11 protein-coding genes are annotated in these 14,158 nt (G+C 41.5%); 3 read left to right on the forward strand and 8 right to left on the reverse strand.

Going from position 1 to position 14,158, the window contains the following annotated elements; translation table 11 throughout:
* Positions 1 to 303 precede the first annotated feature (303 nt).
* The 5 genes from BST86_RS06370 to BST86_RS06390 form a co-directional block, all read right to left on the reverse strand.
* A complete protein-coding gene (locus BST86_RS06370) occupies positions 304 to 1,095 on the reverse strand; it encodes a (Fe-S)-binding protein (RefSeq protein ID WP_105982536.1) in 792 nt (263 codons plus the stop codon).
* 116 nt (positions 1,096 to 1,211) lie between these two features.
* The gene (locus BST86_RS06375; RefSeq protein WP_105982537.1) at positions 1,212 to 1,646 is read right to left on the reverse strand and encodes an LNS2 domain-containing protein; all 435 of its coding nucleotides are present in this window, start codon (positions 1,644 to 1,646) and stop codon (positions 1,212 to 1,214) included.
* Complete coding sequence (locus BST86_RS06380; RefSeq protein ID WP_105982538.1) at positions 1,646 to 3,016, reverse strand: 4Fe-4S dicluster domain-containing protein; 1,371 nt, start codon at positions 3,014 to 3,016, stop codon at positions 1,646 to 1,648. The genes BST86_RS06375 and BST86_RS06380 overlap by 1 nt, the downstream gene beginning before the upstream one ends.
* 3 nt (positions 3,017 to 3,019) lie before the next feature.
* Positions 3,020 to 3,973 carry an MlaD family protein gene (locus tag BST86_RS06385; protein ID WP_105982539.1) on the reverse strand — a complete coding sequence of 318 codons (954 nt, stop codon included), beginning with the start codon at positions 3,971 to 3,973 and terminating at the stop codon, positions 3,020 to 3,022.
* A gap of 72 nt (positions 3,974 to 4,045) precedes the next feature.
* Positions 4,046 to 5,140: an N-acetylmuramoyl-L-alanine amidase family protein gene (locus BST86_RS06390; protein ID WP_105982540.1), complete on the reverse strand. Its 1,095-nt coding sequence runs from the start codon at positions 5,138 to 5,140 to the stop codon at positions 4,046 to 4,048.
* Between the two features lie 144 nt (positions 5,141 to 5,284).
* Here BST86_RS06390 and BST86_RS06395 point away from each other — a divergent pair, with 144 nt between their 5' ends.
* Positions 5,285 to 7,999, forward strand: a complete 2,715-nt coding sequence (locus BST86_RS06395; protein ID WP_105982541.1) for a putative LPS assembly protein LptD — start codon at positions 5,285 to 5,287, stop codon at positions 7,997 to 7,999.
* A gap of 52 nt (positions 8,000 to 8,051) precedes the next feature.
* On the opposite strand, the gene BST86_RS06400 is transcribed toward BST86_RS06395, so the two are convergent.
* From BST86_RS06400 to BST86_RS06410, 3 genes are all read right to left on the reverse strand, one after another.
* Positions 8,052 to 9,509 (reverse strand): aminoacyl-histidine dipeptidase, encoded by a 1,458-nt coding sequence (locus tag BST86_RS06400; RefSeq protein WP_105982542.1) that lies wholly within the window; start codon positions 9,507 to 9,509, stop codon positions 8,052 to 8,054.
* 135 nt (positions 9,510 to 9,644) lie between these two features.
* Entirely contained in the window at positions 9,645 to 10,307 is a 663-nt protein-coding gene (gene mnmD / locus BST86_RS06405; protein WP_105982543.1) for a tRNA (5-methylaminomethyl-2-thiouridine)(34)-methyltransferase MnmC2, read from the reverse strand.
* Positions 10,308 to 10,868, reverse strand: a complete 561-nt coding sequence (locus BST86_RS06410) for a DUF4920 domain-containing protein (RefSeq protein WP_105982544.1) — start codon at positions 10,866 to 10,868, stop codon at positions 10,308 to 10,310.
* Positions 10,869 to 10,954: 86 nt separating this feature from the next.
* Here BST86_RS06410 and BST86_RS06415 point away from each other — a divergent pair, with 86 nt between their 5' ends.
* Positions 10,955 to 12,016: a branched-chain amino acid aminotransferase gene (locus BST86_RS06415; RefSeq protein WP_105982545.1), complete on the forward strand. Its 1,062-nt coding sequence runs from the start codon at positions 10,955 to 10,957 to the stop codon at positions 12,014 to 12,016.
* A gap of 99 nt (positions 12,017 to 12,115) precedes the next feature.
* Complete coding sequence (gene uvrB, locus BST86_RS06420) at positions 12,116 to 14,116, forward strand: excinuclease ABC subunit UvrB (protein WP_105982546.1); 2,001 nt, start codon at positions 12,116 to 12,118, stop codon at positions 14,114 to 14,116.
* Positions 14,117 to 14,158 lie beyond the last annotated feature (42 nt).

A 14,158-nucleotide genomic window follows, 5' to 3' on the forward strand; every position in this document is an offset into this window, starting at 1 on the left:
CATTCCAATGGCGTATAAAAACCCACAACTAAAACCGATAGAAAGTACGGAGATCAGAGAACTTTTCTCAGCGACCTTTTTCCTTGTTCGTTTTTAAGAAAAAATATGAAGTCAAAAACAAAATGATGGAATACCCTAAAAGAAAAATAAAAGCGTTTGTTGGTTCAAAATCAATCATGTCCACCCAGTAATTAGCGCCGACTAAGAGAGCTGTAGTGATTAAAGAACAGACCACAGAAAATATGATCCTAACCTTTAGAGTTGCTCTATTTTCATTCGTTGCTAAAATCCCCATATTAAACATTACAAATCCTCGGCGTTTGCAATCATCTCTGCCACATCAAGAACTTCTACTTTTCCTTCTTGGTTCGCCGCTTTTATGCCGTCACTCATCATGGTATTACAGAATGGACAAGCAGCAACAATCACTTCAGCACCAGTATCCAGCGCCTCCTCAGTACGCTCGATGTTGATATCCTTTTTACCTTCTTCTGGCTCCTTGAACATTTGTGCGCCACCAGCGCCACAGCATAAGCCATTTCGCTTGCTGCGCTTCATTTCTACTAATGCAGCATCCAGTTTTTCAATTAAATCTCTAGGTGCTTCGTAGATCTCGTTAGCTCTTCCCAGGTAACACGGATCGTGGTATGTAATTTTTTTGCCCTTGAATTTTCCACCTTCAATGGTAAGTCTTCCTGTAGCTATTAAGTCTTTAAGGAATGAAGTGTGATGAATCACCTCATAATTACCACCCAATTCTGGATACTCATTCTTCAAGGTGTTGAAACAATGCGGACATGCAGTCACTATTCTCTTGATCTCGTAACCATTGAGAACCTCAATGTTCATCATGGCTTGCATCTGGAACAAAAACTCGTTACCAGCGCGTTTTGCTGGATCACCCGTACAACTTTCCTCTGCTCCCAAAACGGCAAACTCAACGCCTGCTTTGTTCAAAAGCTTTACAAAAGCTTTGGTAATCTTCTTGGAGCGATCGTCAAAACTACCGCTACAACCTACCCAGAAAAGGACTTCTGGTTGTTTGTTCTGCGCGATAAATTCGGCTACCGTTGGGACTTTTATTGCTTCACTCATATCTTATAATTCTGCATTATGAATTGTCAATTCAGAATTGCTATATTTTCTTACTTTGGAATCGTATAGTTTAATACTCCATTAATTTTGAGATGTTTCGCTTTCGCGAAAGCATACTATTTATGGTTCTTGAACACTTCTATGGTCACCTCTTTCTCTACCAAATGGGTGAACTCACCTGTATATCTAGTGGCGCGTACCATATGATTGTCGATCCAGTGGTAGTTACCGCCGCGAGGCTTACCCATCAGTAAACTATGATATTTGAAACCATGTTTGTTGAGCCAGTTCTCTGTCACATCTCTATGATCTTCTGTACGTGAGGTGAAAAAACAGATCACGTGCCCATCATCGTACCACTCGTTCAAAGTTTGTAGCGCGTCTGGAAAAGGTTCGCAGGTCGCCATGCGTTCTGGCTCTTCATTGGGAACATCTTCTGTAATAGTACCATCAATGTCGATGAGGTAGTTCTTCACGCCTTCTGGCAAAATAGGACTGATTAGTGATCCGTCTTCTGCTTTGGCTTCTATAAAGTTTTTGTCGTCGCTCATTAAATTTCGTTTGCCCAGTTCAATCTATCTTGTTGGTTGTAAGGCCATGGCGCTCCATTGTTTTCAATGTTGCTCATGGTTACGTTCAGTTCATTTGGTGCAGCGCTGTTTTCCAGCACTAAATATCTTCTCATCTCCATGATGATACTCAATGGATCAATACCTATTGGACATGCTTCTACGCAGGCGTTACAAGTAGTACAAGCCCAAAGCTCTTCTGTGGTGATGTAGTCATTCAATAAAGTCTTTCCATCATCTTTCCATTCTCCTTCTTTATTGATGATGCTGCCCACGTCTTCCAGTCGATCGCGTGTGTCCATCATGATCTTGCGTGGACTCAATTTTTTACCCGTGATATTTGCGGGACATTCTGCAGTGCATCGACCACATTCTGTACAGGTGTAAGCATTAAGCAGCTGCACCTGATTCAGGTCAAAGATATCGCTAGCTCCCAAAGATGCCGGCATCTCGTCCTCTGCTCCTGCAGCTGGTGCCGCAAAAGGATCTGCATTAGGATCCATCATTAGTTTCACCTCTGCGGTGACAGCCTCCATGTTGGTGAATTGTCCTTTAGGAGTCAATTTTGCCAACCAGACATTTGGAAACGCCAGCATGATGTGAAGGTGTTTGGACCAGTACAAATAATTCAAGAAGATCAAGATACCTACAATATGCAACCACCAGCAGGCTCGCTCGATGATGTGAAGTGTTTCAAAGCTCATTCCTGAATACCATGGTGTCATCCAACTACTGATGGGAAAACTACCAGTCACGACATTGCCATGAACGTAATGCATCGCTGCTTCACTAGTGAACGCTCCGTTTAAAACACCATTTTGAATTGCCAGATCGGTGGCGTTCATGGTTAGAAACAATGCCATTAGAACTACCTCAAAATATAGGATGTAATTCGCATCGTTTTTAGGCCAGCCTTTTAATTCCCTTGCAAGGAATCTGCGAATATTCATCACATTTCTACGGGTCCAGAACACGATCACGCTAACTAAAACTAGGAAAGCCAAGATTTCAAAAGTTGCAATCAAGAAGTCATAGAAACCACCCAGAAACGGAGCAAAGATTCTATGTTGACCTGTCAAACCATCGATGATGATCTCCAGTACTTCAATGTTAATGATGACAAAACCTGCGTAGACAATGACGTGCAGAAATCCAGCAATAGGCCTGCGCACCATTTTAGACTGGCCTAGCGCAATCTTGGCCATTTGCGACCAGCGTTCTGATTTACGATCACTACGATCAACTTCTTTACCTAGTTTGATGTTGCGAATCATCTTACGGATGTTCGTCGCAAAAAAGCCTACCATTCCTATTAACAGGATGGCAAAAATAATATTAGGTATGTACTGCATGAATTATAACTTACGGTCGTCTGGTTCTACGTATTCCTTATTCTTTTTACCAAAAACAGAAATATTGATGTATCGAGTAGGATTTAATTTAATGTCTTGAAGAAGCATTTCTGCCTGGCGTGTGGCGCGTTCAAGATTAGTATAAAGTCTATCGTCTGTCATTAACTTACCTAGCGTTCCTTCACCTTCTGCAACATCATCAAGTAGGTTATTGAATTTCCCAACGGTGACTTCCAAATCTTTAACCACACTTGCAATTTGAACTTGTGCGAGCGTGTCTGATATTTTGGCAAAATTCTCTGTTGTCTTGTTCAGATTCTTAATGGTACTAGAAAGTTCTTTATCGTTATTGGTTAGGAATTGGTTCGCATTACTGGAAAGACCTTGCACTTGAATCAAGGTTCTATTAAGTTCCTGCAAACTTTGCACGATGGCTTTACGAGTATCTGGATTAAGCGTTTTGTTTACTGCAGTAAGAACACTGTCTGCACTTACCACCATGTTTTCAATCTTATCCTTTAAAGGAAGAAACTCTTCCATGATCTGACCTTCAATACCACTATCAGTTTTTGAGATCAACGTATCACCTGGTTTTGCCAGTCTTGCATCTGACTCAAAGTTAGGAATGATAGCCAGTGCCTTACCACCTATTAATCCTGTGCTGTAAACCGTTGCCGTGCTTTCTTTAGAGAAGTTGAATTTTTCATCTACGTGAAATTTAACGATCAATCGACCACGAGAATCCAAAAAATAGATATCATCGATATTCCCCACAACTAGACCATTGATGGTTACAGGAGCAGATTTCGTCAAACCTTCCACGTTATTATAGACCGCATAGAAAGAGCGATCTGCTTTTAAAAGGTTGCGCCCATTCAAGAACGAATAGCCGAAAACAAACAGTGCAATAGCAGCTACCGTTAATAATCCAACCTTGATTTCTTTAGTAAATTTCATTGCATAGCAGTTTCAGCAAATGTAAATATAAGACTTGCCTATATATTAGAACTAACAATTAATTGGGAGTTGCTATAATCTGCGTCTGGTTCCGTTCTCGATAATGACGATAAATGCAGTCTTGTAGCCTTTGTTTACAGCTAGTTCTCTAAGTTCACTAGCCTTTTCTAAGGAATTGGTTTCACCGGTAAAATATCGATAGATATCACCTTCTTTCTCTCTGGAAATCAATGGCAGCTTTTTAAAATTGTTGGGTTTAGGCGCCAACGCCTTACTACTGGCAGCAATCTGGACTTTGTAAACGGCTTTGGAACTCACAGGCTCGATCGCCACCGCACTTGAAGAGGATGCTTTTTGACCTTCAGAAATCGTTGAAACGTTAATGTCTCTATTCTGCTTATAAGCGATGATACCATCATAAATTGATACGGTCACTGCCTTCTCACCATTAGTGCTGGTCAGGTAATTGCGTTCACTTGTATTGGATAAAAAACCTATTTCTACCAATACACTAGGCATGTAGCTCTGACGCAAGACGGCAAAAACGTTTTGTTTCACGCCACGATTGGTACGTTTGACATTTGAAGCAAAGTTGTTTTGAATCATCGCAGCCAGGTCGATGCTGTCCTCCATATATATTTCTTGAGTCAAGACACTGGTCGCATAGGATGAAGGATCGTTAGGATCAAATCCATCGTAGTTTTCTTCATAATCATCCTCTAAGAGGATCACGCTGTTCTCCTTCATCACTACGTCAAGATTCTCATTACTACGTCTCAATCCAAGTACCCAGGTTTCATTGCCATTTGCACTTTCCTTTTTGAAGGCATTACAGTGAATGGAAACAAAAAGGTCTGCCTGCGCTTTGTTGGCTATATCAGCGCGTTTCCATAATGGTATAAAAACATCTGTTTTGCGCGTATAAATCACTTCAATATCTGCATGTGCTTCCAGCTTCTTTCCCAGCGCCATGGTCACCTTAAGCGCCACATCTTTTTCCCGCACGCCGCCATAGGAATTACCACCATCGTCGCCACCATGTCCAGCGTCCAGAACTACCTTGAACTTTCGGTTAGGCGGATCGTTCTCATGAGATGCCATAACATTGGCAAATAGTACCAACGGTGCAGTGAATAGCGCAATAAAGAAATAAATTTTCGTTTTCATAAAAGGACCTCATCGGTTGCAAGAAGGTTGTTTTGAATTCGCTTTCGCGAAAGCGTAAATATCAAAAAAACCCTTAGAAATTATATGTAGTTTTGACTTTTCAAAAACCAGACCAATTCGTTAACGAATATACCCTAGTATAGATTGTATCCCTTTTTACGGCATATCATTTTATCAATAGTTTTCTTAACAGGACTACACTGGTGTTATGCGCAGGAAAATCCTGTGGTACAACGACCTATACCTATTATTCAGGATTCTGGTAAGGTAGAAACGCCTGTTGTGGTTACTCAAGAGGCCTTAGTAGAACAGGATTCTACGGCTCAAGACACGACCAAACCCAAAGCTTTTCTACAATACAAACTAGAGTCCAGCGCTAAAGGCTACAACCGTTTTGACCGCAGGCAAAATACTTTGACGCTCTATGACCAGGCGATTATTGTTTATGGTGACATACGACTGGAAGCTGGTAAAATCATTATTAATAATAACACGGGCAACGTTTATGCTTATGGTATTGTCGAGGATTCTACCAATGCCTATGTGCAAAAACCCATTTTTACACAAGGTGCCAATAAAGTAGAGCCAGATTCCATCATTTTCAATAAAGACACGAAAAAAGCGCTTACTTATAATTCCAAAACGGCTCAAGGAGAATTCAACGTCGTGGCTGAGATCACCAAGAAGGTAAACGACAGTGTCTTTTTTATGCGCAACGCTAGGTTCACCACATCTTCCAATCCTGAGAATCCCGAGTATTATTTCCTAGCACGCAAGATCAAGTTTGTTCCCAAAAAGAAAATCGTCACTGGCCTCGTGAACATGTACATCGCAGATGTGCCAACGCCGCTAGGATTGCCATTTGCGTTTTTCCCGATGACCAATGAGCGACGCAGCGGTATTATTTTGCCATCTTTTGGGAATGATAATAATCGAGGCTATAACCTGACAAATGGTGGTTACTATTTTGCCATTAATGACTACGTGGATCTGACCGTGTTGGGAGACTATTTTACCAACGGTAGTTATGGTGCCCGTGTGGAAAGTAGTTATAGAAAAAGATATAAATATTCGGGTAGCATCAGATTTTTACTGGAAGAGTCCATTAGAAGCGAAAGAGGTTTTTCAGATTTTGCGCAAACCGGTCGTTATAACATTAACTGGCAACACAGTCAGGACGCCAATGCAAGTCCCAATAGCAGATTTAGCGCCAGTGTTAACCTAGGTAGCCCAGATTTCTATAGAAACTCGTTTAATCAAACCAACCAGAGCGCACAGCTTATCAACAACTTGAGCAGTTCCATTAGTTATTCCAAAACTTTCCCAGGAGAACCTCAAGTCAATTTGAACACCACGGTTTCCATTAACCAGAATGTGAATACCAACACCACCAACCTTACCTTGCCTACATTTCAAGGTAGCGTCTCCAGAGTATTTCCTTTTGCCAGTGAAGGTGGTCTCAAGAAAGGAATCATTCAAAACATCAACTTACAATATAATGTGAGAGGCGAGAATCGAGCTACCACCACCAACGATAATCTCTTTACTCCAGATATTTTCAAAGATGCTCGTGCGGGTATACAGCATAGCATTCCCATATCGACCAACTTTAAGATTGCGAAGTATTTTAGCGTGAGTACTGGTGCAAACTTCCAAGAGAATTGGGTTTTTGACACTATAGATCAAACCTTGGTTGCTAATGAAAGCGGAAACCAAGTCATTAGAAGAGATACCATGAGCGGTTTTGATAGTTATCGCACCTATAGCTTCAACGCCAGTTTAGGTACCACCATCTATGGTAGTTTTACCAGCTCTAATCCAGAAGCTAAGATTCAAGCGGTACGTCACGTTATAAGACCATCGGTTTCTTACAACATCAACCCAAGTTTTGATCAGTATTATGAAAGGTTGTTGAGAGAAGATGGCGTCATGGTATCTGAAGAGGAACGCTTCTTTAGCCGATTTGAAGGTACCTTGTTTGGTGCTCCTGGCCGCGTTTTCTCCAGCAATATAGGCCTGAGCATTCAAAATAACCTAGAAGCCAAAGTCTTGGACCCAGATAGTGAAGATGGCGAACTCAAAAAGAAGCAATGGATAAAAAGTCTCAACATAAGTACGAGCTATAATCTTGCAGGCGATTCACTGCAGCTAAGCCCTTTAAATTTAAGTGGCGTTATTCCTATCTATAAAGACGTGGACTTACAGCTTAATGCCAATTTTGATCCTTACGCTCTAGATGCCAACAATCAAAGAATCAACACGTTCAACATCAACAATGGCGGTAGTTTAGCACGATTGACAAATGCAGGTGCTCGTTTCAATTTTAAACTGGACAGCAAGGATTTTGAGAAAGGCGCCAAAGATGAAGATGACAAGGAAACTAAAGTAGAAAGCACTACTCTGCGCAATGGTGGACGAGCAGATGATTTGTTTGGTGACCCTATCGATCCTGCCACAGGAAACTTTCTGGATGATGAGGAACCTACGCAGCAAGATGTAGATCTGGAGGATAGCCTGTATCGTTTTAAAATCCCGTGGAATTTGAACATTGCCTATACTTTTACATACAACAATGCACGTAGGCAAAATGAAATAAGCGGTAACAGTATCATGCTTAGTGGTGACGTGGAATTCTCGCCACGATGGAGCATAGGCGGCAACACGGGTTATGACTTTGTAGGTAAAGGTGTTTCTTTTACTACGATAAGGTTTCAGCGAGATCTGGAGAGTTTCCGTATGAGTTTTAACTGGAACCCTATAGGTGTTAACAACAGCTGGTTCTTCTTCATTGGAATTAAGTCTGGTGCCTTAAGTGATATCAAATACGACCAGCGCAGACAGCCAGATCCAAGGTTCTAAAAACAAAAAACCGCTGCGTCTTGCAGCGGTTTTTTGTTTGTGCTATGAAGCATTATATTTTTGGCACGTTTTTCAAGATCTCCAGTAGGTACTTCCAGAATTTCTGAACGGATCGTATTTCTACGTATTCATCTGGACTGTGTGCACCTCTAATATTAGGACCGAAAGAAATCATGTCCAGATCTGGATAACGTTCTCCTAAAATCCCGCATTCCAGACCGGCGTGACAGGCCACCACTCTAGGTTCTTGTGTAAATAGGTCTGTGTAGATACTGGTAGCCACATTGAGGATTTCGCTATCTTGTCTAGGTTCCCAACCTGGATAATCTCCAGAAAAGACAACATCTAGATCATTTAATTCCATGACACCACGCACCGTGGCTTTCAGGTCGTCTTTCACACTCTCTACTGATGATCTGGTTAGACAAGCCACTTCAAGTTGTCCATCGCTCAGTTGGATGCGAGCTAGGTTATTGCTGGCCTCAACTAGATCTTCAAAGTCCGGACTCCATCGATAGACACCATTTTGAATACCCAGAATCATGTAGATTAAATGTTTGCTGTCTTCACCATTCAAAACCTCTTTACTGGCAGCATCCTCGATACTGATGGATAAATTAGGTTCCAGCGATTGATACTCTTTTTCAATAGCTGACTTACATCTTTCAAATGAAGCCATGATGTTTTCTAGTTCGCTTTCGCGAAAGCGAACCACACTAACCGCTTCCCTAGGTATGGCATTTCTTAAACTACCACCTTGAAATTCCTGCAAGTGGACCACTCCTTTTTTCTGCATGGCGTCCATCAATCGGGTGATGATTTTGTTGGCATTTCCCAATCCCTTATGGATGTCCATACCACTATGGCCGCCTTTAAGACCTTTGACGGTGAGCTTTTTTGTTACAAAGTCTGAGTCCAGACTTTCTAAGGTATAAGTTTTGGTACCTGTGATGTCGATACCACCGGCACATCCTATGTCGATCTCGTCATCCTCTTCAGTATCCAGATTCAACAGAATCTGACCTGTTAGGATAGTTTTGTCTAATTGTTTGGCGCCTGTCATACCGGTTTCTTCATCAATGGTAAACAAGGCTTCTATAGGTGGATGAGCCACATTTCTTGAAGATAGGATGGCCATAATAGCAGCGACGCCTATGCCGTTATCTGCTCCTAGCGTGGTACCTTTTGCGGTAACTCGGTCTGTTTTGACTTCCATCTCGATGCCTTGAGTGTCAAAATCAAACTGGGTATCATTATTCTTTTGATGCACCATGTCCAGGTGAGATTGAAGGATCACCGTTTTGCGATCTTCCATTCCTGGACTTGCTGGTTTTTTAATGATTACATTACCTATATCATCCTGCAGGACAACTAGGTTCAATGTTTTGGCAAAATCAACCATGAATTGCCTTATTCTTTCTTCTTTCTTTGATGGTCTAGGAACGGCATTTAAATCTGCAAAATGGTTCCATAACGTCAAGGGTTCTAAACTGCGTACCAACTCACTCATAATTCCTTTTTTAGCTTTGACGTAAAAATAACGGGTAACGACCGCGCAACCCGTGAAGCTTATATTAAATGATGGATGAAAAGCGGTATTGAAATAGCATTTTTGAACCGACAAACAGCAAATTCAAAATAAAAGTTATGCTTTTGTAGCTCTTAGCATTTCGCGTTTTCCTGGTGGTCCAGGCAATCGTTCTACATGAAATCCAGCTTCTTGCAAATTGCGTCTTACCTGGCCGGCAGCACAATAGGTTACCAAGACACCACTATTCTTTAACGCTTTAAACGCTGCTTGAAAAATACTGAGTTCCCACAATTCTGGCTGGGTTCGTGGCCCGAAGGCATCAAAATAGACAAGATCAAATTGATTTTCAAATGCTACCGATTCAAAGGTCATTTGTTTTTTAACCAATTGAAATCTATCTGAAATGGCCTCGTTCTCATCCCATGAAGCTTGATGGATGGATTTGAATAACAGCTCCTCTTCAATCAAGGAACCATAATCCATGGCGTCAATTTCTTCAATAGTCACAGGAAATGCTTCCATTCCCGTGTAAAGAATCTTCACTGGTGTTTCATATACCGCAGTTAGCAAAGCATTCAATCCCGTTCCAAAGCCATATTCTAAAATATGAAGCTCGCTAAGCTCTGGATACTGCTCTAGGCAATGCTCCAACCCCATTTTTATAAACACATGGCGCGCCTCTTGAAGCGCGCCGTGTTTAGAATGGTATTGTTCATTAAGATCAGGCATGTGGATGGTTTTGGAACCATCGCCTGTGGTCATGATTTCTCGTTTCACTTATTCTGATTCTTCTGCTGGAGCTGGCACAAAAACGTCTGCACCTTCATAGGTTTCTACCAAAGCGCCATCGGCAACGATGCTTAAGGTAATTTGATCTTCAGTAATAGCGTCAATTTCTTCCTGGCTTTTACCACCGTCCATCGCATAATGTCTAGCATCTTCTACACTGGTCACGCTTTTGAAAGCTTTTCCTGAAAGCACTACTTCTTTTCCTTGACTGTTTTTAGGCAAAAAGAATCCGTAATCCTTAAAAGTAACTCTAGCTGATTGATCGTCGCCCACAGGCACTTCAATCCAACAACCTTTTTTGGCACATACTTCGTTGATCACCGTACGCACTTTAACTTTCACCGTATCATTGGGTTTCAATTGAGAAAACAAATAGGTAAGGTCTCCAGACTTGATGTAGGAGTCTGCAGTCACGTCATCTCCATAATTGGTAAAAGCTACTTCTTCTAGCTGGTCTTCATTCACCGCTGGTGTTTCATCATTTTCTTGGGCATCACGACAACCCACTATTGTCAATGTGATAAAAAATAGAGCAAATAAATGTTTCATCTTTAAAATTTTGGTTTAAAATTAAGAATTTGACAATGTCGATAATAATGGCATAACTACTATCTTTGCAAAAATAGAAATACCCAATGAATCACACTCACCAAATTGCTATTGACAAAGTTCGGAATTCTAAACTTGATTCCACTGATTTTGAGAACCTAACTTTTGGTAAAACCTTTACGGACCATATGCTCGAGTGCACCTGGAAGGATGGTAGCTGGAGTACCGTTGAAATAAAACCTTACGGACCTATCATGGTAGAACCTAGTTGCAAGGTCTTTCATTACGGTCAGGCAATTTTTGAAGGAATGAAAGCTTTTAAGGATGAGAATGATGATGTCTTTCTTTTCCGTCCAGAAGATAACTGGATACGATTCAACGCCAGTGCCAAAAGACTTGCCATGCCAGAAGTACCAGAAGATGTATTTATGGATGGGCTTAAAGAGCTGGTCAATCTTGATCGAGATTGGGTACGCCACGGCGATGGTTTGTCCCTTTATTTGAGACCTTTTATGATTGCTAGTGAGAACGGTGTTGCCGCAGCTCCAGCAACAGAATATAAATTTATGATCGTAATGTCTCCCGCTAGATCCTACTATCGTGGTGATGTGCGCGTTGTCATTGCTACAGAGTATTCTAGAGCAGCAGATGGTGGTATAGGTTATGCAAAAGCTGCCGGTAATTATGCAGCTAGTTTTTACCCCAATAGCCTCGCGATTCAAGAAGGTTATCAACAAATCATCTGGACAGACGCTGCTACCCATGAATATCTGGAAGAAGCTGGAACCATGAATATTTTCGTGCGTATAGGTGATAAATTATTGACCGCACCTCACAACGACCGTATTCTTAATGGTGTGACCCGCCGCAGCATTATCCAGATTGCCAAAGACATGGGAATAGATGTAGAAGAACGTCGCGTGAGCATCAATGAGATCAACGAAGCTGCAAAGAATGGTGAGCTCAAGGAACTCTTTGGTAGTGGTACCGCGGCAGTGGTTGTTCCTATCAAAGGCTACAAGCACCATGATTACACCTTTGAGTTGCCAGAATTAGAAAACAGCTATTCCAACCAATTTAAAAAGGCGTTAGTGGATATTCAATACAATCGCGCACCAGACCAGCACGGCTGGCGCGTCAAAATCTAATTATAGAAAGCCTCTTTTACAGAGGCTTTTTTTTTAAGGTGTTTATTTTAACGACGCTTTCGCGAAAGCGAGATTCCAAAAAATCTATTTTTACAACATATGGATTTTAAGATAGTATCAGACTTCAAGCCTACTGGCGATCAACCTAGCGCGATCAAAAAACTGGTTACTGGAGTCAAAGCAGAAGAACGTTACCAAACCCTGCTGGGTGTTACCGGAAGTGGTAAAACTTTTACGGTAGCAAATGTGGTGGAAGAGGTTCAAAAACCAACTTTGGTATTGTGTCACAACAAGACACTGGCCGCACAACTCTACTCAGAATTCAAGGCGTTTTTTCCAGAAAATGCGGTGGAGTATTTTGTGTCCTACTACGACTACTATCAGCCAGAAGCGTTCATTCCTACCAGCGGTACGTACATAGAAAAAGATCTTTCCATTAATGAAGAAATTGAGAAGATGCGACTCTCTACGACTTCTTCCCTATTGTCGGGACGTCGTGATATTATCGTAGTAGCATCTGTTTCCTGTCTTTATGGTATTGGAAATCCTGTAGAGTTTCAGAAAAACGTCATACGCCTCAATCAGGATCAAGTCATTGCTCGTACAGATCTTTTGAAGCAACTCGTTCAAAGTTTGTATTCCAGAACCACAGCGGAATTTAATCGTGGTAATTTTAGAATCAATGGGGACACCCTAGACGTGTTTCCCAGTTATGCAGATACGGCGTTTAGAATCCACTTTTTTGGCGATGAAATAGAAGAAATCGAACGCTTCAATCCAACGGATGGTCGGGTTATAGAAAAGTATCAAACCATTACCATCTATCCGGCAAACATGTTTGTGACTTCTCCAGATCGTTTGCAGGGCGCGATACACGCGATTCAAGAAGACCTGGTAAAACAAATTGACTACTTTAAGGAAATAGGTAAACCACTTGAAGCAAAACGCCTACAGGAGCGAACCGAGTTTGACCTGGAAATGATAAGGGAATTGGGCTATTGTTCTGGAATTGAAAACTACAGTAGATATCTAGACGGTAGGATGCCAGGAACACGACCCTTCTGTTTGCTAGATTATTTTCCAGATGATTTCCTGATGATCATTGATGAAAGCCACGTAAGCGTTCCACAAGTTGGTGCCATGTATGGTGGTGACAGATCCAGAAAGGTGAATTTGGTGGACTATGGATTTAGGTTGCCAGCTGCTATGGATAATCGACCTCTAAAATTTGAAGAATTTGAGGCCTTGCAAAATCAAGTGATCTACGTGAGTGCCACACCAGCCGATTATGAGCTGGAAAAAAGCGAAGGAATCGTAGTAGAGCAAATCATACGACCAACTGGCCTGCTGGATCCCATTATAGAAGTACGACCCAGTCAAAATCAAATTGACGACCTGGTTGAAGAAATAAGATTACGTGAAGAACGTGACGAGCGCGTTCTTGTCACCACGCTTACCAAGCGTATGGCAGAAGAATTGACTAAATACCTTTCCCGAATCAACATAAGATGTCGTTACATTCACAGTGATGTCGATACTCTAGAACGTGTGGAGATCATGTCAGATCTACGTAAAGGGATATTTGACGTGTTGATTGGTGTCAATCTCTTACGTGAAGGACTAGACTTACCAGAAGTATCTTTAGTTGCCATTCTAGATGCCGATAAGGAAGGTTTTCTAAGAAACAATAGATCATTGACCCAAACCATAGGTCGTGCCGCTCGTAACGTGAATGGATTAGCGATTCTATATGCAGATAAGATCACCGAGAGCATGCAAAAAACAATGGATGAAACCGATTACCGCAGATCCAAACAAATTGAGTACAACACCAAGCACGGATTAACGCCTACGGCGATCAAGAAAACTCTGGATAGTGCACTTTCAGGAAAAACCAAAGCAGTTTATGCGATCGAAGAAACGTTGAATTTGCAGGCTGCAGAAGAGGAAGCTACCTACATGTCAAAACCACAATTGGAACAAAAGGTAAGAGATACTCGTAAACGAATGGAAGCAGCCGCTAAAGAACTGGATTTCATGGAAGCGGCACGTTTGCGAGATCAAATAAAAATGCTTCAAGAAAAAATCTCTGAAATATAAAAACGGCCAATTTAGAACAGTAATTCAACGATTATATCTATA

The sequence above is a fragment of the Nonlabens agnitus genome (assembly GCF_002994045.1).
GTDB lineage: Bacteria > Bacteroidota > Bacteroidia > Flavobacteriales > Flavobacteriaceae > Nonlabens > Nonlabens agnitus.